Annotated in this window: 18 protein-coding genes and 1 tRNA gene; 13 read left to right on the top strand and 6 right to left on the bottom strand. The window is 71.6% G+C overall.

The annotated features are described in order from the left end of the window. Positions 1–3: 3 nt before the first annotated feature. The 4 genes from ACFP1K_RS14605 to ACFP1K_RS14590 all read right to left on the bottom strand — a co-directional run bounded on the left by ACFP1K_RS14605 (position 4) and on the right by ACFP1K_RS14590 (position 4,350). Positions 4–1,602 (bottom strand): caspase family protein, encoded by a 1,599-nt coding sequence (locus ACFP1K_RS14605; RefSeq protein ID WP_380752302.1) that lies wholly within the window; start codon positions 1,600–1,602, stop codon positions 4–6. Further along, positions 1,571–1,945, bottom strand: a complete 375-nt coding sequence (locus ACFP1K_RS14600; RefSeq protein WP_380752299.1) for a hypothetical protein — start codon at positions 1,943–1,945, stop codon at positions 1,571–1,573. Before ACFP1K_RS14600 ends, ACFP1K_RS14605 begins: the two co-directional genes overlap by 32 nt. 104 nt (positions 1,946–2,049) lie before the next feature. Continuing rightward, entirely contained in the window at positions 2,050–3,261 is a 1,212-nt protein-coding gene (cysC, locus tag ACFP1K_RS14595; protein WP_380752344.1) for an adenylyl-sulfate kinase, read from the bottom strand. Positions 3,262–3,618: 357 nt separating this feature from the next. Continuing rightward, entirely contained in the window at positions 3,619–4,350 is a 732-nt protein-coding gene (locus ACFP1K_RS14590) for a class I SAM-dependent methyltransferase (protein ID WP_380752296.1), read from the bottom strand. Between the two features lie 345 nt (positions 4,351–4,695). Here ACFP1K_RS14590 and mfd point away from each other — a divergent pair, with 345 nt between their 5' ends. From mfd to ACFP1K_RS14525, 13 genes are all read left to right on the top strand, one after another. Further along, entirely contained in the window at positions 4,696–8,289 is a 3,594-nt protein-coding gene (mfd, locus tag ACFP1K_RS14585; protein WP_380752292.1) for a transcription-repair coupling factor, read from the top strand. A 79-nt stretch (positions 8,290–8,368) separates the two neighbouring features. Then, positions 8,369–9,001 (top strand): SurA N-terminal domain-containing protein, encoded by a 633-nt coding sequence (locus ACFP1K_RS14580; protein ID WP_380752288.1) that lies wholly within the window; start codon positions 8,369–8,371, stop codon positions 8,999–9,001. Between the two features lies 1 nt (position 9,002). Beyond that, the gene (locus ACFP1K_RS14575; protein ID WP_380752285.1) at positions 9,003–9,971 is read left to right on the top strand and encodes a MazG family protein; all 969 of its coding nucleotides are present in this window, start codon (positions 9,003–9,005) and stop codon (positions 9,969–9,971) included. Between the two features lie 167 nt (positions 9,972–10,138). Next, complete coding sequence (gene eno / locus ACFP1K_RS14570) at positions 10,139–11,416, top strand: phosphopyruvate hydratase (protein WP_380752282.1); 1,278 nt, start codon at positions 10,139–10,141, stop codon at positions 11,414–11,416. A gap of 63 nt (positions 11,417–11,479) precedes the next feature. Then, a complete protein-coding gene (locus tag ACFP1K_RS14565; RefSeq protein WP_380752279.1) occupies positions 11,480–11,899 on the top strand; it encodes an FtsB family cell division protein in 420 nt (139 codons plus the stop codon). Between the two features lie 27 nt (positions 11,900–11,926). Then, positions 11,927–12,448 (top strand): DUF501 domain-containing protein, encoded by a 522-nt coding sequence (locus ACFP1K_RS14560; protein ID WP_380752276.1) that lies wholly within the window; start codon positions 11,927–11,929, stop codon positions 12,446–12,448. Next, positions 12,445–13,368 (top strand): Ppx/GppA phosphatase family protein, encoded by a 924-nt coding sequence (locus tag ACFP1K_RS14555; RefSeq protein ID WP_380752273.1) that lies wholly within the window; start codon positions 12,445–12,447, stop codon positions 13,366–13,368. Before ACFP1K_RS14560 ends, ACFP1K_RS14555 begins: the two co-directional genes overlap by 4 nt. 67 nt (positions 13,369–13,435) lie before the next feature. Next, positions 13,436–14,239: a uracil-DNA glycosylase gene (locus ACFP1K_RS14550; protein WP_380752270.1), complete on the top strand. Its 804-nt coding sequence runs from the start codon at positions 13,436–13,438 to the stop codon at positions 14,237–14,239. Between the two features lie 59 nt (positions 14,240–14,298). Beyond that, positions 14,299–15,657: an NAD(P)/FAD-dependent oxidoreductase gene (locus ACFP1K_RS14545; RefSeq protein WP_380752268.1), complete on the top strand. Its 1,359-nt coding sequence runs from the start codon at positions 14,299–14,301 to the stop codon at positions 15,655–15,657. A gap of 247 nt (positions 15,658–15,904) precedes the next feature. Next, positions 15,905–15,977 (top strand) — tRNA-Leu (locus ACFP1K_RS14540). Positions 15,978–16,601: 624 nt separating this feature from the next. Beyond that, positions 16,602–17,390: a Bax inhibitor-1/YccA family protein gene (locus ACFP1K_RS14535; RefSeq protein WP_380752265.1), complete on the top strand. Its 789-nt coding sequence runs from the start codon at positions 16,602–16,604 to the stop codon at positions 17,388–17,390. 218 nt (positions 17,391–17,608) lie between these two features. After that, the gene (locus tag ACFP1K_RS14530) at positions 17,609–17,842 is read left to right on the top strand and encodes a DUF4287 domain-containing protein (RefSeq protein WP_380752262.1); all 234 of its coding nucleotides are present in this window, start codon (positions 17,609–17,611) and stop codon (positions 17,840–17,842) included. Between the two features lie 78 nt (positions 17,843–17,920). Further along, the gene (locus ACFP1K_RS14525) at positions 17,921–18,331 is read left to right on the top strand and encodes a PPOX class F420-dependent oxidoreductase (protein ID WP_380752259.1); all 411 of its coding nucleotides are present in this window, start codon (positions 17,921–17,923) and stop codon (positions 18,329–18,331) included. Positions 18,332–18,352: 21 nt separating this feature from the next. Here the strand turns inward: ACFP1K_RS14525 and ACFP1K_RS14520 are convergent, their stop codons facing one another. Together ACFP1K_RS14520 and ACFP1K_RS14515 are read right to left on the bottom strand one after the other, a co-directional pair. Then, positions 18,353–19,573 (bottom strand): acetyl-CoA C-acetyltransferase, encoded by a 1,221-nt coding sequence (locus ACFP1K_RS14520; RefSeq protein WP_380752256.1) that lies wholly within the window; start codon positions 19,571–19,573, stop codon positions 18,353–18,355. A 114-nt stretch (positions 19,574–19,687) separates the two neighbouring features. Next, positions 19,688–21,040 carry an outer membrane protein assembly factor BamB family protein gene (locus ACFP1K_RS14515; protein WP_380752253.1) on the bottom strand — a complete coding sequence of 451 codons (1,353 nt, stop codon included), beginning with the start codon at positions 21,038–21,040 and terminating at the stop codon, positions 19,688–19,690. Positions 21,041–21,045 lie beyond the last annotated feature (5 nt).

The raw sequence follows: 21,045 nt of genomic DNA, 5'->3' as shown, positions 1-21,045 counted from the left end.
GACTCAGGAGCCGGTGATCTCCAACGAGGTGAAGGTCACGTCGGCCGTCGGGCCGGCGACGTCCAGGAACGCCCAGGCCTCGAGGCCCGAGTAGCCGGGGCCGATGAGCGTCCTGGGCCGATGGGTGAGGACGGTCCGCCCGTTGACCGCGAACTCCAGCCGTACCGGGCCGCTCTCCGAGACGTCCATGCAGGAGGCGCGCAGCGCGATCGGGCGGTCGAGGTCGATTCCCTTCAGCGCCCACCACTGCGTCGTGTCGTCGTAGCCGCCTCCGGCGAAGATGGCGACCGATCCCGTGTGGCTCATGACGAACCTGTACCGCGCCCCGCCGGCGCGCTCGCTGCCCCGGCACCACAGCCCCCACGCGCCCTGCCCTGAGTTGAAGCGGACCACCGACGACATGTGCTCGGCACGGGTGCCGGGGGGCGGTCCCGGGACGGGCAGTATGAAGATCTGCTTGTTCTGGGTGGGGTGCACCGTCAGGCCGTCCGCCGAGCGGCTGACCGTGCCGATCCCCGCCCGCCCTGTGGTCCAGCCGGTCGCGGACCTGGTGAAGTCGATCGTGTACTTAACGTGGCCCGTCACCGGCGGCGCCTCGGGGAGCAGCTCCCATCTGATGGTGTGATCGCGAGTGTTGTACGGGTTCGGCGTGGCCGAGGGGGTGGGTGTGGGCGCGGTCCCCGGGAGGCCGGTCACGGACCAGGCGATCACGGTGGCGACGGCCACCGCGCCGGCGGCGGCCAGCGAGAAGGCCGCCCTCCGCCGCCCGGGACGCCGGACGGGGGACTGAGGTGGTGCCGTTCCCGTTCTCGGCCCGGCGGGGCTGCGGGCGAGCACGATGTGCCCCTCGGCGCCGTACAACCAGCGCTGCGGTGTCTGAGGGCTTCCCGACGCCTGGACCTGGTCGAACGCGAAGTGGTAGGCCTCGTCCACGCTGATGAGGCCGTCGCCGTCGAGGTCCGCCGCGCCTGTGCGCAGGCCGTCGACCAGGGCGGTGGTGAAGACCGAGCCGGTAGTGCCGGCCGCCGCGCCGGGCCGGCCCTCGAAGGAGTACTCGGTCGCGGTGGACGCGGTGAGCACCACCCGGCCGCGGCCCGGGCCGAGGAGGCGGTGCTCCAGGTCCAGAGCCGTTCCGCCGGCCTTGGCGCGGTGGGCGAACGCGCCGCTGAAGCACGCGTCCAGGATGAGGATCTGGCGGCGGGCCCGGCAGTGCTCCATCAGGTCCATGAGCCATGCCGCCTCCACCGCGGTGGCCGCGAGACGGTCCTTCCGGGTGTCGGTGGCCGCGAAGTACAGCCGGCGGTACTCGTCCAGGAGCCCGTGGCAGGACAGGTAGACCAGTACGAGGTCCCGGGTGCCCCGGTCGTGCAGGAAGTCCTGCACGGCCAGGCGGATCTCCCACATGGGCCGGTCGGTCACCGAGGTGACCGCGAAGCCGCCGATGTCCGGGTCGGCCAGGGTCTCGGCGAGCGCGGCGGCGTCGCGGCCCGGGGCGCGCAGGCGGCGCAGGGCCTGGTCGTCGTGGGACATGGTGGCCACGATGAGGGCGGCGCGCGGGCCGCCGAGGGGGTCAGGGGGCGGCGTGCCGGGCGAGCCACGCATCGATGATCCTCTGCTGCTGCTCGGCGGTGACGGCGGTCAGCTTGAGCGTGTCGCCCGCGATGGTGATCTCGACGGTTCTGCCGCTCCGGGACACCCAGTTCCTGACGGCGGTCACCATGGCCCGCAGCCCTTCCAGGGTGCCGAGCTGGACCACCAGCCAGCCGGGCACTCCGCCGAGACCTTTGGCGGCCTCCGGGACGTCCTCCGGTGCGGGGACGTCGGCGGACAGCACGTCCAGGTCGAGGAGTTCGGTGCGTAGACGGCCGATGAGCTCGGCCAGTTCCTCCGGATCGCCGTCATCGGCGGGGAGCACGTGGAGGGTCAGTCCATTCGAATCGATCATGATCCGTCCGTCCTGCCGCTTGCGCGCGTGAGGGATGAATCCATCATCATGCGTCGGCGGGGCGAACGGGGCGTTGTGTGCTCAGCCCGTAATGGCCGGGGGTCTCACCTCAGCCAGCCGCCCTGTCTGAGCAGGCCGAGGACGGAGTCCACCGCGCGGGTGACGGGGATGCCGGTGGTGTCGATGGTGAGGTCGGCGTCGTCCGGTTCCTCGTAGGGGTCGGAGATGCCGGTGAACTCGGGGATGACGCCGGCGCGGGCCTTGGCGTAGAGGCCCTTGCGGTCGCGGCGTTCACACTCCTCCAGCGGGGTGGAGATGTGGACGAGGAGGAAGTCGGCGCCCACGGACTCGACCATGTGGCGGACCTCTTCGCGGGTGGCCGCGTACGGGGCGATGGGGGCGCAGACGGCGAGGCCGCCGTGCCTGGCGACCTCGGCGGCGACGAAGCCTATTCTGCGGATGTTGAGGTCGCGGTCCTGCTTGGAGAAGGTGAGGCCCGCGGAGAGGATCCTGCGGACCTCGTCGCCGTCCAGGTAGGTGAGGGGGCGGGTGCCGTCCTCCAGTAGCGCGTCGCGGAGGCCGCGGGCGACTGTGGACTTGCCGGAGCCCGAGAGGCCGGTGAAGAAGACGACCACGCCCCGGCGGTGCGGGGGGCCGGGGAGGGTGACGGGCTCGGGGCCCGCCAGGTGTTCCTCCGCGCCGTAGGCGGTGGCGATGTGCTCGCGGAGTTCGAGATCGATCTCGCGTTCCCGTGGCGCGAGGGGGACGGCGGCGAGCAGGGTGCCGTCCGGGAGGCGGTCGCGGGCCTTGAGCGCCGCCCTCACCACGGCGGGGCCGCCTTCGCCGTACGCCAGGGGGAGGAGCAGGATCGTCGCGTCCAGCTCCCGGGCGGTGGCGATGATCTCGTCCAGGTCGTCCAGCGGCCCGCGCATGGTGACGGCGAGAAGGGCCCCGGTCGCCTGCTCCCGGATCTGCGCCGGCGTGTGCCGCAGCCTCGCGAACGGCCCGTGCTCGGACGCACCCAGCGCTGTCACGGTTCCGGCCACCAGCCCGTGCGCCCGCTCGGTCACCAAGAGGGTCGCCACGGCCGCCCCCTCAGGATCGCGCAGGATGAGCTCCTGCCCAGACACCACCGGATGGTCGTCCGGCAGTTCCAACGTGATCGCGTCCGGCCAAGGCGTCCCGTCCACGAGCCGCCCCGTCTCCTCCACCGACCCGACGTCCGCCGCCCCCATGAAGCCGGTCAGCGGAGCGAACCCCCCCGAACACAACAACTCAAGGTCCGCAAGCTCCCGCGCATCAGGCGTCCACTCCAGATCTGCCACCGCCACAGGATATTTCCAACCACGACCCCTAGCGATGCGAACACCCCCCCGCGGGCCGCCATACGGCTCTGCGCGGGGGCACGTCTGCGCGGGGGCGCGGGGTCCGGTGGGGAACGAGGAGACCCGGCAGGGCCGGGGGTGCGGGGGTGTCCCCCGCATGAGAACAGCCCTTGCGGCATCCGCGCGGAGCGCGCCCCTTCGCAAGGACCATGTCCAGGGGGCGCGCGTACGGCCGGGTTTGCCGCCGTACGGCGGCGCCGGATTAGCCGTAGACGGTGCTCGCCGTACCGGCGCCGGAAGCGGAGCTCCAATGGTCGCTAGGGGAGGAAGGCGGGGCCGGGTGCGGGGTCAGATGAGGCGGGCGAAGTGGTTTTGGGGTTTGCGGATGATCAAGGTTATTTCGTCGTGGGTGGTGGGGAGGCGGCCGGCGGTTAGTTTGGAGAGCAGGCGGCAGGCGGTGCGGGTTATCGGGGCGTGGGGGCCTTTCAGGGCGGGGCCGCTGGTGGCTGAGTAGTCTTCGGCGATCATCAGGCCGCGCATCAGGCAGTAGGAGTGGAGGCCTTCTCGGGAGGCGACCTGTTCGTAGATGGCGGGGAGGGGGCCCACGGAGCCGGCGGGGGTCAGGTGGGGCCAGAGGAGGCGGCGGGTCCAGTGGGGGAGGTGGCGGTCGTAGAAGCCGTAGGCGGTGGTGCGGTCGCGCATTCGGATCAGCAGGAGGCCGCCGGGGCGCAGGGCGTTGACCATGCGGTCGAGGACGAGCTCGGCGTGGCGGACGCGTTCCAGGAGGAAGGCGACGTGGACCACGTCGAAGGAGCGGGGGAGCAGGGGGGCGGCGCGGAGGTCGCCGAGGAAGCGGGCGTCGAGGTCGTTGCGGGCGTGGACGGCGGCGCGGAGCTGGGGGAGGTCCTCGTCGATGCCGGTGATCCGGGTCTCGACGCGGTCGAGGTCGAAGGTGCCGCCGCGGCCGCACCCGGCGACGAGGATGTCGAGCCTACGGCCGAGGTGTTCGGTCCACAGCTCGCGGATGCGCAGGCTGAACACGTCACCTTGGGTTGCGGGCCACCATCGAACCTCAGACATGCTACACAGGGTAGTCAGTCGATCTCTTCCTGTAGTGGATTTACCATACGCGGCCACTTTCCGGTGGACGAGCATGGGTGGCGATCCACCCGATTCAGGCTGCTATTTCGATATAACGCCGATCAAGCCGGACGGAGGGGTGGTTCCCGGCGTGGCAAGCGCGAGGGGGAAGTAGCCTTGAGGGGGCCCCGGTGGTCCGATGGACCCGGGGATCACGCGTGCCGCCCCTGCGCTGTGGCCGGCCGGTGGCGCGCGGCCAAGTCGCCACGTGGGATGCTCGCGGCCGTACCAGGCCGTCCGCGAGGCGAGCAGAGGCGGGCGTGACCATGTGGGGGCATTTCTGAGATGAGTCTTTCCGGACTGCTCGACCTTGTCGTGGCCGAACCACCCCTGTCCGGTGTGCTGGAGCGCACCGGGGAGGACATCGATCTGATCGCGCCACCGGCGCTGCGCCCGTTCGCGGTGGCGGCCCTCGCGCGGCACCGCCCGGTGCTGGCGATCACGGCGACCGGCCGCGAGGCCGAAGACCTCGCCGCCGCGCTCACCGGCCTCGTCGGGGACGACGGCGTGGCGGTCTTCCCGGCCTGGGAGACCCTGCCGCACGAACGCCTGTCCCCGCGCAGCGACACGGTGGGCCAGCGGCTCGCCGTGCTGCGCAGGCTGGCCCACCCGGTGCCCGGCGACGCCGCCGCGGGCCCGCTCGGCGTGGTGGTGGCCCCGATCCGCGCGGTGCTCCAGCCGCTGGTGACCGGCCTCGGCGACCTCACCCCGGTACGTCTGCGGGCGGGCGACGACGCCGACCTGGACGCGGTGGTCGACCTGCTGGTCGGCAACGGGTACCACCGGGTCGACATGGTGGAGAAGCGCGGCGAGGTGGCCGTGCGCGGTGGCCTGCTGGACGTGTTCCCGCCCACCGAGGAGCACCCGCTGCGCCTGGAGTTCTGGGGCGACACCATCGAGGAGATCCGATGGTTCAAGGTCGCGGACCAGCGTTCCCTGGAGGTCGCCGATGGCGGCCTCTTCGCCGCTCCGTGCCGTGAGCTGCTGCTCACCGACCAGGTGCGCGCCAGGGCCAGGGACCTCGCCGAGCGCTACCCGCCGCTGAAGGAGATCCTCGACCAGCTCGCCGACGGCGTCCCCGTGGAGGGCATGGAGGCGTTCGCCCCGGCCCTGGTGGACGGCATGGACCTCCTGCTCGACCATCTCCCGGCCCGCGCCGCGGTGTTCGTCTGCGACCCCGAGCGCATCCGCGGCCGGGCGGTCGAGCTGGTCGCCACCAGCCAGGAGTTCCTGGAGGCGTCCTGGATCAACGCCGCAGCCGGCGGCGAGGCCCCGATCGACCTCGGCGCGGCGGCGTTCCGCAGCCTGCGCGAGGTCCGCGACCAGGCCCGCGAGCTCGGCCAGCCGTGGTGGACGATCGCGCCGTTCGCCGCGACGGACGCCGGGAGCGCCGGTGGCGACGGCCGCGGCGCGAACGACGGCGGCGGCGGACGGCACGGCAGCTCCGACGACATGGACGCGTTCGACCACGGCGACCGGGTCGAGCTGGCGGTCCGCGAGGTGGAGTCGTACCGCGGCGACACTCAGCGGGCGCTCGGGGACATCAAGGGCTGGCTGGGCGACGGCCGCTCGGTGGTGCTGCTCAGCGAGGGCCACGGCCCGGCCGAGCGCATGGTGGAGCTGCTGCGCGGCGTCGACGTCGCCGCCCGCCTGGTCCCGGCCCTGGACGAGGCGCCGGGCCGGGACGTGGTGCACGTCACCACCGGCCGCATCGAGCACGGTTTCGTCTCCGCCACGGTCGGCGTGCTCACCCATCTGGACCTTGTGGGCCAGAAGGCCTCCACCAAGGACATGCGCCGCCTGCCGTCCCGCCGCCGCAACATGGTCGACCCGCTCCAGCTCAAGGTCGGCGACTTCGTCGTGCACGGCCAGCACGGCGTCGGCCGTTACGTCGAGATGGTGCGCCGCTCGGTGCAGGGCGCCACCCGCGAGTACCTCGTGATCGAGTACGCCAAGGGCGACCGCCTGTACGTGCCGACCGACCAGCTCGACGAGGTCACCCGGTACGTCGGCGGCGAGTCGCCCACGCTGAACCGCATGGGCGGCGCCGACTGGGCCAAGGCCAAGTCCCGGGCCCGCAAGGCCGTCAAGGAGATCGCGGGCGAGCTGATCCGGCTGTACAGCGCCCGCATGGCCTCCCCGGGCCACGCGTTCGCCGCCGACACCCCCTGGCAGCGCGAGATGGAGGACGCCTTCCCGTACGCCGAGACCGGCGACCAGCTGGAGGCGATCGACGAGGTCAAGCGCGACATGGAGCGCTCGATCCCCATGGACCGCCTGATCTGCGGCGACGTCGGCTACGGCAAGACCGAGATCGCGGTGCGCGCGGCGTTCAAGGCCGTGCAGGACGGCAAGCAGGTCGCGGTCCTGGTGCCCACCACGCTGCTGGTCCAGCAGCACCTTTCGACGTTCGGCGAGCGGTTCGCCAGCTTCCCCGTGATGGTCAGGCCGGTGTCGCGGTTCCAGAGCGACGCCGAGGTGCGCGCCACGCTGGAGGGGATGCGCGACGGCGGCGTGGACATCGTGATCGGCACCCACCGCCTGCTCAACCCCGACGTGCGCTTCAAGGACCTCGGCCTGATCATCGTGGACGAGGAGCAGCGCTTCGGCGTCGAGCACAAAGAGGCCATGAAGCACATGCGCACCCAGGTGGACGTGCTCGCCATGTCGGCGACGCCGATCCCCCGCACGCTGGAGATGGGCCTCACCGGCATCCGCGAGATGTCCACCATCCTCACCCCGCCCGAGGAGCGCCACCCCATCCTCACCTTCGTCGGGCCGTACGACGAGAAGCAGATCGCCGCGGCCGTGCGGCGCGAGCTGATGCGCGACGGCCAGGTGTTCTTCGTGCACAACCGCGTGTCGTCCATCAACCGGGTCGCCGCCCGGCTGCGCGAGCTGGTCCCCGAGGCGAGCGTCGCGGTGGCGCACGGCCAGATGAACGAGCAGCAGCTCGAAAAGATCATGGTCGGCTTCTGGGAGCGGGAGTACGACGTGCTGGTGAGCACCACCATCGTCGAGTCCGGCCTGGACATCCCGAACGCCAACACCTTGATCGTGGACCGCGCCGACAACTACGGCCTGTCGCAGCTCCACCAGCTGCGCGGCCGGGTCGGCCGGGGCCGCGAGCGGGGATACGCCTACTTCCTGTACCCCCCGGAGGCGCCGCTCACCGAGACGGCGCACGAGCGGCTGGCGACCATCGCGCAGCACACCGAGATGGGCGCCGGCATGTACGTCGCGATGAAGGACCTGGAGATCCGCGGCGCGGGCAACATCCTCGGCGCCGAGCAGTCCGGCCACATCGCGGGCGTCGGGTTCGACCTGTACGTGCGCATGATGGCCGAGGCGGTGCAGGAGCAGAAGGCCAAGCTCGCCGGCGAGGAGGTCGCGCAGGAGCGCGCCGACGTGAAGGTGGAGCTGCCGGTCAACGCGCACATCCCGCACGACTACGTGACCTCCGAGCGGCTGCGCCTGGAGGCGTACAAGCGGCTGGCGGCGGTCGGCAGCGAGGACGACATCACGGCGGTGCGCGAGGAGCTCGTCGACCGGTACGGCCGCCCGCCGCAGGAGGTGGACAACCTGCTGGAGGTCGCCCGCTTCCGGGTGCGCGCCCGCCGGGCCGGGCTGACCGACGTCGCGCTGCAGGGGCCGAACATCAGGTTCGCCCCCGTGTCGCTGAAAGATTCGCAGCGGGTGCGCCTGGACCGGCTGTATCCCAAGGCGATCTACAAGTCCGCCGCGGGCACGCTGCTGGTGCCGGTGCCGAAGACCAAGCCGGTGGGCGGCCGCCCGCTGCACGACCTGGAGCTGCTCACCTGGTGCAGCGACCTGGTGGAGGCCATGTTCCCGCAGCCCGCTCCGGCGGCCGGGCGATGATCGGGCGCCGGGGCGGACGGCCGGTGACCCCACTCGCGGGTTTGAGTAGAGTTACCCGCGTCTGTTGAAGGGACCTCACGTGAAGTCGAACGCTGTGCGCGTGCTGCTGGCCGTGGTGGCCGCGGGTGTCGCGCTGACCGCCTGCTCGTCCTCCCCGGTGGGGGTCGGCACGGCGGCCACGGTCGGCGACGTCCGGATCACCTCCAAGGAGCTGACCGCGGACGTCACCGAGTACCAGGCCGCGTTGAAGCAGGCCAAGATCCCCGAGAGCCAGCTTCAGATGCCCTCGGTGCCGAGGGCGGTACTGCTCCAGCTGATCAACTTCCGCCAGTTCGAGCAGTACGCCGCGCGCAACGGTGTCGTGGTGACCGACGGCGAGGTCGACAAGTTCATCACCGAGCAGGGCGGGATCCAGACCATCGGCCCGGCCGCCCTCCAGCGTGGCGTGCCGCCGTCGGAGACCCGCCGCTGGATCCGCACCGCGGTGATCTACCAGAAGTCCCTGCAGAAGTACGGCGCCAACCTGAGCGACCAGGCGTCCACCCAGGCGGCGCAGCAGAAGCTGTTCGAGCAGATGGACAAGATCCCGATCTCCGTCTCGCACCGCTTCGGCTCGTGGAACCTCCAGCAGGGCCTGATCGACGAGAACCGGTTCGGCACGCCCGCCGGGGGAGAGCCGAGCGCCCAGCCGGACCCCGCCGCCGGTCAGTGACGTGACGCTCGTCCTCGTCACCACCTCGCCCCGGGTGGCGCCCGGCCTGCTCAGCGGCCGGGCCTGGGCCGTCCTCAAGGACGGCCCGGTGCTCACCGGCGCGGCCGATCACCCGGCGCTGCCCTACCTCGCCGAGGAGGGCGTCGCGGTCGAGGTCGTCGCGCCGGACGCCGCGGCGCTGGCCCGCCGGGGCGCCGAGGGCACCGTGGTGTGGCTGGCCGCGCAGGACGGCGACGAGGCCCTGATGCGCGCCGTCGGGCACGCCGCGCTGGCCATGCCCGAGCCGCCGGTGATCGAGGTGATCCCCGGGTCGTACGACCTGCCGGGCTCCCGCGTGCTCGACCTCGTCACCGTGATGGACCGGCTGCGCCGCTCGTGCCCGTGGGACGCCAAGCAGACCCACGAGTCGCTGGTGCCGTACCTCCTGGAGGAGGCCTACGAGGTCCTGGCCACCATCGAGGACGGCGACCACGCGGCGCTGCGCGAGGAGCTAGGCGACCTGCTGCTCCAGGTGGTGTTCCACGCCCGCCTCGCGCAGGAGCGCACCGCGGACGAGGGCGGTTTCGACGTGGACGACGTGGCGGCCGGCATCGTGGACAAGCTGGTGCGCCGCCATCCGCACGTGTTCGCGGACACCGCCGTCAGCGGCGCCGACGAGGTCAGCGACAACTGGGACACGATCAAGGCCGCCGAGCGCGCGGCCAAGGGCTGGGACTCGCTGCTGGACGGCGTCCCGATGGGCCAGCCCGCGCTGTCGCTGGCCCACGGCCTGCAGAGCCGGGCCGAGCGGGCGGGCGTGCCGGCCACGCTGGCCCGCGCCGTCGGGCAGGGCATCGGCCGCGAGCTGTTCGACCTGGTGGGACGGGCCAGGGCGGCCAATCTGGACCCCGAGGCCGAGCTGCGCGCCGCGGCGCGCGACTACCGCGAGCGGGTGCGCGCCTGGGAACGTTCACGCGGCTCCGGCGGGTGACCTGAAACCGTCCTGAGCTGGGGTAACGTACCCGGATGGGGATCGGTCGCGTACCTCTTCGCGGACCCCGGTAGGCTCGTGCGGCAAAACGTCCATGACCACATCGCGCAACGATGGCGCGGTGGCCGGGGGGAGCCCCCGGACCTGACACTTTCTAGGAGAGCTTCGTGGCTGCGATCGAGGCTGTTACCGCACGCGAGATCCTCGACTCCCGGGGCAACCCCACGGTCGAGGTCGAGGTTTTGCTCGACGACTACAGCACCGGGCGGGCGGCGGTCCCGAGCGGCGCGTCCACCGGGCAGTTCGAGGCGGTCGAGCTGCGTGACGGCGACGGCCGTTACGGCGGCAAGGGCGTGCAGAAGGCCGTCCTGAACGTCACCGACGAGATCGCCGAAGAGATCATCGGCTACGACGCCGAGGAGCAGCGCCTCGTCGACCAGACCATGATCGACATGGATGGCACCTCGAACAAGGGCCGCCTCGGCGCCAACGCCATCCTCGGCATCTCCCTGGCCCTGGCCAAGGCCGCCGCCGACAGCGCCGACCTGCCGCTGTTCCGCTACCTCGGCGGCCCGAACGCCCACGTGCTGCCGGTGCCGATGCTGAACATCCTGAACGGCGGCGCGCACGCCGACAGCAACGTCGACATCCAGGAGTTCATGATCGCGCCGATCGGCGCCGACACGTTCTCCGACGCGCTGCGCATGGGCGCCGAGACCTACCACGCGCTCAAGAGCGTGCTCAAGGAGAAGGGATACGGCACCGGCCTCGGCGACGAGGGCGGCTTCGCGCCGAACCTCCCGAGCAACCGCGACGCGCTCGACCTCATCCTCGTGGCGATCGAGAAGGCCGGGTTCACCCCGGGCTCCGACATCGCGCTCGCGCTGGACGTCGCGGCCACCGAGTTCCACAAGGACGGCGTCTACACCCTGGACGGCAAGGGCCACAGCGCGCAGGAGATGATCGCCTTCTACGAGGACCTCGTCCGCTCCTACCCGCTGGTCTCCATCGAGGACCCGCTGGACGAGGAGGACTGGTCCGGCTGGCAGGCCATCACCGCCGCCCTCGGCTCCAAGGTGCAGCTCGTCGGCGACGACCTCTTCGTCACCAACCCCGAGCGGCTGGCCCGCGGCATCGAGACGGGCACGGCCAACGCCCTGCTGGTCAAGGTCAACCAGATCGGCACCCTGACCGAGACCCTGGACGCGGTCGACCTCGCCCACCGCAGCGGCTACCGCTGCATGATGAGCCACCGCTCCGGCGAGACCGAGGACACCACGATCGCCGACCTCGCGGTGGCCACCAACTGCGGCCAGATCAAGACCGGCGCCCCGGCCCGCTCGGACCGCGTGGCCAAGTACAACCAGTTGCTCCGCATCGAGGAACTCCTGGATGATGTGGCCCGTTACGCGGGTCGCGGAGCTTTCCCGCGCTTCCAGGGCTAGTTTTTCCGGTACGGCCCGCGCCGCCGGACCCGGCGCGCGGGCCGCACCGACCCTGGGGGGAGCATGAAGAAGCGTCCGCAGCTGACCGGCCGTGCGGCGATCCTGGCCGTCGTGGTCTGTGCCATCGCCATGAGCCTCGCCTATCCCATCCGCGAGTACGTCGCGCAGCGGCGCCAGATCGCCCAGCTGGAACGGCAGCAGGCCCAGGCGCTCAAGGAACTGGCGGAGCTGTCCGAGCGCACCAAGCAACTGGACGACCCCGCGTACATCAGGCAGCAGGCCCGGGTGCGGCTGCACTACTGCGGCACCGCGGAGAAGTGCTACGTGGTGCGCGACTCGGCGCGGCAGGGGGACACCCGGCCGAAGGCCGGAGCGACGCCGCGGGCCAAGTCGCCGTGGTACCAGACGCTGTGGGAGTCGATCGAGGCCGCCGACCGGGGCGACGGGCGGCGTGTGGAGGCGGGCCGTACCCCCGCCCCGTGAACAAAGGTCCGGCAGGGAGTCGACGAGATGATGGATCCGGCCGACGCGGCCGCGGTGGAACGGCAGCTCGGCAGGCCGCCCCGGGGGTTGCGAGCGGTGGCGCACCGGTGCCCGTGCGGGCTGCCCGACGTGGTGGAGACGGCGCCCCGGCTGCCCGACGGTTCGCCGTTCCCCACCCTGTACTACCTGACGTGCCCGAAGGCCGCCTCGGCGATCGGCACGCTGGAGGCGTCGGGGCTGATGGCCCGCATGCGGGCCCGGCTGGCGGAGGACCCCGCCCTGGCCGAGCGATACGCCGCCGCGCACGCCGACTACGTCGCCCGGCGGGACCTGGCAGCGGCCGAGCAGGGGCTGGAGCCGCTGCCGCGTGACATGCAGAGCGCGGGCGGGATGCCGGACCGGGTGAAGTGCCTGCACGCCCTGGTGGGGCACGAGCTGGCGGTGCCGGGCGGCAATCCCTTCGGCCGCGAGGCGCTGGACGCATTGCCGGACTGGTGGCGGGAAGGGGCCTGCGTACCTGATGCCGCGGATCCGAAGGAGGGCGCATGACGCGCGTGGCGGCGATCGACTGCGGGACCAACTCGGTACGACTGCTCATCGCCGACCTCGCGGGGCGGGAACTGGCGGACGTCGAACGGCGCATGGAGATCGTGCGCCTCGGCGCGGGGGTGGACCGCACCGGGCGGCTGGCGCCCGAGGCGCTGGAACGCACGTTCACCGCGATGCGCGGCTACGCCAACCTCGTGCGGTCGTACGGCGCGACCCGGGTGCGGGTGGTGGCGACCAGCGCGACCAGGGACGCGTCCAACCGGGCCGAGTTCACTGACGGGGTGCGCGAGATCTTCGGCGTGCGGCCCGAGGTGGTCACCGGGGCCGAGGAGGCCCACCTGTCGTTCCTCGGCGCCACCTCCGGGCTGAGCGGGGCGGCGGCGCCGGTGCTGGTGGTGGACATCGGCGGGGGGTCCACCGAGTTCGTGCTGGGCACCGCCGACGTGGACGTGGCCATCTCGGTGGACATCGGGTGCGTACGGCTCACCGAGCGCCATTTCACCGGCGGCTACACCGACACGGCGGTGGCGGCGGCGACCGCGGACATCGACGCGGCCCTCACGCGCGTGGCCGCCGAGGTCCCGGTGGCACGGGCGCGCACCCTCATCGGCCTGGCCGGCTCGGTCACCACCGTCGCGGGCATCGCTCTCGGCCTGCCCGCCTACGACGCGTCCCGGACCCACGGCTCCCGGGTGCCCGCGGCCGAGGTGCACGCGGTGTCCCGGCGGCTGCTCGGCATGACGCACGAGGAGCGCGCCGCCATCCCGGTCATGCACCCCGGCCGGGTGGACGTGATCGGCGCGGGTGCCCTGATCCTGGACCGCGTGGTCGAGCGGTTCGGCTTCACGGACGTGCTGGTCAGCGAGCACGACATCCTCGACGGCATCGCCCGGGGGCTGGGACAGGAGTCCTGGGCGTGAGCGGCCCCGGGACCGGCGGCCTGATCGGTCCGGCGCCGGGACGCGGCCGTCCGTGGGAGCCCGCGTTATGAGCTTCGTCCCGCCCGGGAGCGGCTGGCCGGAGGATCCGGCCGGGCCGGGGACGCCGGTGGCGCGGACCCCGGAGGAGGTCGGGGAGCTGGCGCGGAGCAGTGACGCGCTCGGTGAGCTGACGGCGCGGCAGTCGGTGTGCCGGGCCTGCCCGCGGCTGGTCGAGTGGCGGGAGGAGGTCGCGGACGTGCGGCGGCGGGCGTTCCGCGACGAGACGTACTGGGGGCGGCCGATCGCGGGCTGGGGCGACGACGAGCCCCGGGTGCTGCTGGTGGGGCTGGCCCCGGCCGCGCACGGGGGGAACCGCACCGGGCGGGTGTTCACCGGGGACCGCAGCGGCGACTGGCTGTTCGCGTCCCTGCACCGCACGGGTTTCGCCGCCCTGCCCACCAGCGTCCACGCCGGGGACGGCCAGCGCCTGATCGGCGCCCGCCTGGTGGCCGCCGTCCGCTGCGCCCCGCCCGCCAACAAGCCCACCGTCGAGGAACGCGCCACCTGTTACCCCTGGCTGGCCCGCGAACTCGAACTGGTCGCCGGCCCCCTGCGGGTGATCGTCTGCCTCGGTGGCTACGCCTGGCAGGCCGTCTGGCCCGCGCTGAGGGCCGCCGGGTACGCCCTGCCGCGTGCCCGCCCGCCCTTCGGCCACGGCGCCGAGGTGCCGCTGACCCGCGGCGCCACCGCCGTCCACCTGCTCGGCTGCTACCACCCGAGCCAGCAGAACACCTTCACCGGCCGGGTCACCGAGCAGATGCTCGACGACGTCTTCGCCCGCGCCGCGGCGCTGGCCGGCCTCACGCACTGATCTACCAGATCCGGAATAACCGATTGGCGCCGAGGCTTGTACGTGACGTAAGCTTGTGAATGGTTTCACAAGCGACGATGCCGCGAAGGGGCACTGAGGTGAACCACAAGGCCAAGCACGTTCTTATCGTTGGCGGCGGGTATGTCGGGCTGTACACCGGGCTCCGGTTGCAGCGGGCACTGCGGCGGGAGCTGCGATCCGGCTCCGTGCAGATCACGATCATCGACCCGCAGTCCTACATGACCTACCAGCCGTTCCTCCCGGAGGCCGCGGCGGGCAACCTGTCCCCGCGCCATGTCGTCACCCCCCTGCGGCGCGTGCTGCCGCGCGTGCGCATCCTCAACGGCAAGGTCACGAAGGTGCACCACGGGGCCAGGTCCGTCACCTTCCAGCCCCTCGTGGGACCGAGCCAGGAGCTTGAGTACGACGTCATCGTGATGGCGGCGGGCTCGGTGTCGCGCACGCTGCCCATCCCCGGGCTGGCGGACGCCGCGATCGGCTTCAAGTCGGTCGGCGAGGCCATCGCGCTGCGCAACCGGGTGCTCGGCATGCTCGACCGGGCGGACGCCACCGAGGACGAGCGGGTGCGGCGCAGGGCGCTCACCTTCGTCGTGGTCGGCGCCGGGTTCGCGGGCGTCGAGGCGCTGGCCGAGCTGGAGGACATGGCCAGAGACGCGGTCAGGTACTACGACTCCATCGAGGAGAAGGACCTGCGCTGGGTGCTGGTGGAGGCCAGCGACCGCATCCTGCCGGAGGTCGGGCCCGAGATGGGCCGCTGGACCCTGGAGGAACTGCGCGAGCGGGGCATCGACGTCAAGATGCAGACCTTGCTGCGCTCCTGCGAGGGCGGCCTGGTGAAGCTGTCGGACGGCGACGAGTTCGAGTCCGCCACCATCGTGTGGACCGCGGGCGTGAAGGCCAACCCGGTGGTGAACGCCGGTGACCTGCCGCTGGACGAGCGCGGGCGCGTGATGACCACCGCCCAGCTCACCGTGGCCGGCGTCACCGGCGCGTTCGCCGCCGGCGACGTCGCGGGCGTGCCGGACGTGACCAACCCCGGCAAGTACTGCGCGCCGAACGCCCAGCACGCGGTCCGGCAGGCCAAGGTGCTGGCCGGGAACGTCGTGCGCCACCTGTCCGGCCGGCCGCTGCTGACCTACCGCCACAAGTACGCCGGTTCGGTGGCCGGTCTCGGCCTGCACAAGGGCGTGGCCAACGTCTACGGGATCAAGCTGCACGGCCTCCCGGCGTGGTTCATGCACCGCACGTACCACCTGTCCCGGGTGCCCACGCTGAACCGCAAGGTCCGGGTGATGGCCGACTGGACGCTCGCGCTGTTCTTCAAGCGGGAGACCGTCTCACTCGGTGAGATCGAGACCCCGCGCGAGGAGTTCCGCGCGGCGGCGGCCACCGTCTGAGGTGACGGGGTACGGCCCGCGCCACCCGGCGCGGGCCGTACTGTTCTGTCGGGGGCCTTACAAGGAGGAACCAAGGGGCGAACGGAGGCGCGCGGAGAAAAATGGGCTACTTGAGCGGTCTGTTGTTCATTGCCCGAGTCATGGGGGCACGCGCCGTATATCGTTATCCAGCGGACTACAGACAGAAGACGGTAGACGTGGGCTCTGACCCGTTACGCAAGTGTGGTCCGTTACGTATGATTACGGCGCCCCCGTAGCCCAATGGCAGAGGCAAACCCCTTAAAAGGGTTCCAGTGTGGGTTCGAGTCCCACCGGGGGCACCCCTTGGCCGCCTAAAGAAACGCCCTGCCGCACGTCACTCCCGAAGTTCCGATATCCTCGTTGGTTCAGCACGGCCCCGGTGGCTTTATCCCGGGGGTTCTCCGCTGGTCAAGCCCTAGGGTCGGACCCTTCCCCCGGTAAATCGTTACCATTCCGTGCCGATCCCTTGCACGGCCCGGGTCGCCGCCGAGCGCGACCGGTAAGCCAGTCCTCCGCTAATCTTCCGCCAGTATCCGCTTAAATCGGATTATCACTGAACATCGGGAATTTTCCTCCCGAGATGTGAATATCGGCCAGCCCGTCACTGCTCTGAACCGAGAGCGCGGCTGCCGTCCCCGAGGGGCCGGAGGCGGCCCCCGCGCACCACCCGTGCGCCCGGCCGCCGGGCCGCCGGCGGCCGGGCCCGCGCGAAGTGATCGAAACGCAACATGGGGCGACGGAACTCGCCTGGTGGCTGCTTCGTTGTATCCGGTGCCGCCGGGCTCGCGAACCGGCACCCGGCGGCCTGTCGCGGCCGTGTCCTTAACGACGGCCGCGGCGGATGGAATGCTTATGGGCAACAGGCGGCACTCCCTGTGCGGCTCGACCGAACAGGCTGATCGCAGGTCGCAGTGGAGGCAGTGATGCAGAGCAGGAACCCGGTCCTCGGCCGGCTGGGGCAGAACAACCGGCAGTACGGGGCGGGCCCCATGGCGAGCCCGCAACACCTGCGGGAGATGTACGACGCCCCCTCATACGCCCCGCCCACCCAGGCGCGGCCGATGACGATCGACGACGTCGTCGTCCGCGGGTTCATCACACTCGGCACCCTGGTGCTCTCGGCGGCCCTCGCCTGGTACTTCAACTTCGGCATGGGCATCGCGATCGCGGGTGTGATCGTCGGCCTGGTGCTGGGACTCATCGTCTCGTTCCGGCAGAGCACCAACCCCGTGCTGATCCTCGGCTACTCCGTCGCGTACGGCGTCGCCATCGGGGTGATCAGCCACGTCTACAACACGCTCTACGACGGCATCGTCATCGCCGCCGCGTTCGGCACGATGGTCGCGTTCGGCGGCATGCTGGCCGTCTACGCGCTCAAGATCTTCCGGCCCACGCCGAAGTTCACCAAGTTCGTGGTCGGGGCCGCGTTCGCCGCGCTCGGCCTGATGGCGCTGAACTTCATCTTCGGCTTCTTCGTGCAGGGCGGTCTCGGGCTGCGCACCGACAGCCCGCTCGGCTGGGTCTTCAGCATCGCGATGATCCTGCTCGGCTGCTTCTTCCTGCTGCTCGACTTCGACGCGGTGGAGCAGGGTGTGCGGGCCGGCGTGCCGGAGAAGTACTCCTGGCTGATGGCGTTCGGTCTCACGGTGAGCCTGGTCTGGATCTACCTTGAGGTCCTGCGCTTCCTCAGCTTCTTCTTCAACAACGATTAGGACGGATTTCGGACGTCCTTCCAACTCTGACATACCGTGTGCCCCGCCGGTCCCCGGCGGGGCACACGCTTTGCGTGGGGCCGGTGGAACCTTTGGGAGTCGCACGTACAGCCACCGACGATCTACGTTTTGTAAGAGAAGGCTGGCCATTTGGGGCTTGCCATTGCGGCGTCGGTGATGCAGTGTCGACCCAAAGAGGTCCACTCATGGAGGTGCCCATGTCGTTGAACCACTCACCGGAGACGCAGAACAAGCTGATCGCCAGGGTTCCGGACATCACCGGACGCGCACTCCCCGAGTGGTTCCAAGCCATCGACAACGGCCCGTCGTTCCTACGCTGTGACGAGCGAGCCAACTGGCTCGCCGACGAACACGGGCTGACCCACGGCTACGCCGCGGCGATCGTCATCGAGCACGAGCGGCAGCGCCGTTCCCGCATGGGCTTCCTATAGCCCCTGCCCCACCCCAGTGCGCCCACGCCGCCCATTGGCGTGGGCGCTGTTCTGCCGCCGATCGGTCATCATGGGCTCATGGATCTCGACAAGGCCCGTGATTACATCAGGAAAAACCACCGTGCGGTGATTCAGACCTGGCGCGCCGACGGCCACCCGCAGATGTCCCCCGTGGTCGTCGGGGTCGACGCCGAGGGCTACGCCATCGTCAGCACCCGCGAGAGCGCGGCCAAGGCCAAGCAGCTCCGCCGCAACCCCGACGTCTCCGTATGCGTGATGGTCGACGAATTCCTCGGGGAGTGGGTCCAGATCGAGGGGGTCGCCGAGGTGATCCCCATGCCCGAGGCCGAGGAAGGCCTGGTCGAGTACTTCCGGGCCGTCTCGGGCGAGCACCCCAACTGGGACGAGTACCGCGAGGCGATGCGGACGCAGCGCAACGTGCTGGTCCGCATCGACATCAAGCGGGCCGGCCCCGACTACATGGGCTGAGCCCGCCCACTCGCCGGTGGCTCAGCTCAGGCGCTCCAGCAGCATCGCCATGCCCTGGCCGCCGCCGACGCACATCGTCTCCAGGCCGATGGTCTTGTCGTGGAAACGCAGGCCGTTGAGCAGGGTGGAGGTGATCCGGGCGCCCGTCATGCCGAACGGGTGCCCGACGGCGATGGCGCCGCCGTTGACGTTGAGCCGGTCGAGGTCGATGCCGAGCTCCTGGTAGGACGGGATCACCTGCGCGGCGAACGCCTCGTTGATCTCGACCAGGTCGACGTCGCCGATGGCCATGCCGGCGCGGCTCAGCGCCTGGCGGGACGCCTCGACCGGGCCGAGTCCCATGATCTCCGGCGACAGGCCGGTGACGCCGGTGGAGATGATGCGGGCCAGGGGCGTGATGCCGAGCTCGGCGGCCTTGACGTCGCTCATCACGATGACCGCCGCGGCGCCGTCGTTGAGCGGGCAGCAGTTGCCCGCCGTGACCGTGCCGTCCGGGCGGAACACCGGCTTGAGCTGGGAGACGGCCTCGTAGGTGGTGCCCGCCCTCGGCCCGTCGTCCTTGCTCACCACGGTGCCGTCCGGCAGCGTGACCGGGGTGATGTCCTGCTCCCAGAAGCCGTTGGCGAGGGCCTTCTCCGCGAGGTTCTGCGAGCGCACGCCGAACTCGTCCTGCTCCTGGCGGCTGACGCCCCTGATCTGGGCGACGTTCTCGGCGGTCTGGCCCATGGCGACGTAGACGTCGGGCAGCTGCCCGTCCTGGCGCGGGTCGTGCCACTCGGGCGCGCCGGCCGCGGCCCGGGCGTCGGTGCGCTCCTTGCCCTCCAGGAAGAGGGGGTTCATGGTGTCCGGCAGCGAGTCGCTGCTGCCCTTGACGAACCGGGAGACGGCCTCGACGCCGGCCGAGATGAACACGTCGCCCTCGCCCGCCCTGATGGCGTGGAAGGCCATGCGGGTCGTCTGCAGCGAGGAGGAGCAGTAGCGGGTGACGGTGGTGCCGGGGACGTCGTCCAGCCCGAGCAGCACCGACACCACCCTCGCCATGTTGAAGCCCTGCTCCCCGCCGGGCAGGCCGCAGCCGAGCATGAGGTCGTTCACCTCGTGCGGGTCGAGCTGCGGCACCTTGTCCAGCGCGGCCTTGATCATCTGTGCGGTCAGGTCGTCGGGACGGATGTCCTTCAGCGACCCCTTGAAGGCTCGGCCGATCGGCGACCGCGCGGTCGCGACGATTACTGCCTCGGGCATCTGGCTCTCCTGGGTTCGTGGGCACGGCTCCCTGTGCGGAGATTACCGCGCCAAAGTCCGGATACCACGGGTGGGGGCGCCAGAAACAGAACTTTGTACTACAGCACAGAGGCGTCAGCCGTACATGCCCGGGGCGGTTCCGGCGGCGTCCTTGACGGCGTGCAGGCCGCCCTTCTCGTCGCGCCACAGGCGCCAGCCGTCCTGGCTGCCGGTGAACCACTCCGGCGGGGCGTCGCCGGAGGAGGCGCGGGCGCCGGTGGCGAGGTCGAACTCGCACAGCGACGCCACCGGGTAGAAGCCCTGGAGCGACCGGGTGAGCGCCAGCGGCTTGGGGTCGGTGACGCAGAACGACCACCCGCGCTGCCCGGCGACCGGTATCGGCCGCCCGGAGGCCAGCTCGAAGGACGCGCCTGGGTGGCTCGGCTTGAGGAAGCCGAGCCGTGCCATGTCGCGGGGGAAGGCCAGCCACCAGCCGGTGCCCGGCACCTGGTCCGCGGTGATCTGCCCGAGCACCCGGCCGGTGCCGGGGTCGAGGCGGGCGAAGCCGCCGAACCGCCCCTGCTCGTCGACCGGGCGCACCACGGGGGCGAAGCCGGGGCTGCCGCTCGGGTACACGCGCACCACCGAGGGCCGGAGCCAGTTGACCGTGCCGTCGGCGATCTTGACGGAGAAGACGCCGAACGTGGAGGGCCGCCCGGTGCGCGGGCTGGTGTACGGGGCGACGTAGCCGATCAGGTCGCCGCCGGCGGCGCCGAAGGACCAGCCGCCGGAGACGTCCACCCCGGGTGCCAGGGCCTGCTCCACGGGCAGCTCCCAGACCGCCTTGCCGGTCCTGAGGTCGTGCGCGGACAGCACGGGGTGCTTGGCCAGGCGCAGCACGACGACCCGGGCGGCGTCGGACCACTCGACCTCGGCGATGCCGGGCAGCCGCCACAGCACGGCACCGGTCAGGGGGTCGAGCACGACCATGCGGGCCGACGACAGCGCGGTGTGCTCGGGCACGCAGAGGTAGGCCCCGCAGCGCTGCGGGCCGAACGTGGAGCGCACCGCGCGGGTCCACAGCCGGCGCCCGTCACGGGCGTCCCTGGCCACCAGCAGGGCCGCGCGGCCGTCCGGCCCGGTGGGGTCCACCGCCGCGACGACGCCCCTGCCGCCGGGGGCCTGGACGGCCGCGGGCGGCGGCACGCCCATGCCGGGGAGCCGCCCGGCGAGCGTCGCCGGCCGCTGCCACAACCTGCGGCCCCCGGTCAGGTCGAGGGCGACGGTCTCCAGGGTGCCGTCCGGCTTCACGGAGGTCACCGCGGCGACCCCCGCGGCCACGGCGGCGCGGCTGACGGCGTTCACCTCGGCGTTGTGCCAGGCCGGGCTGGGCTCCTCGGCCGCCGCCCTGCCGCCTGAGCAGCCGGCGAGGGCGAGGGTGGCCGCGAGCGCGACGGCCGGTGTCGCGAGAGGCCGGATCACGGGCATTCCAC

This window comes from Sphaerisporangium aureirubrum (assembly GCF_042658925.1).
Lineage (GTDB): Bacteria > Actinomycetota > Actinomycetes > Streptosporangiales > Streptosporangiaceae > Sphaerisporangium > Sphaerisporangium aureirubrum.
Note: the sequence above shows the minus strand (reverse complement) of the source record. Positions and strands in the feature narration are given on the sequence as shown.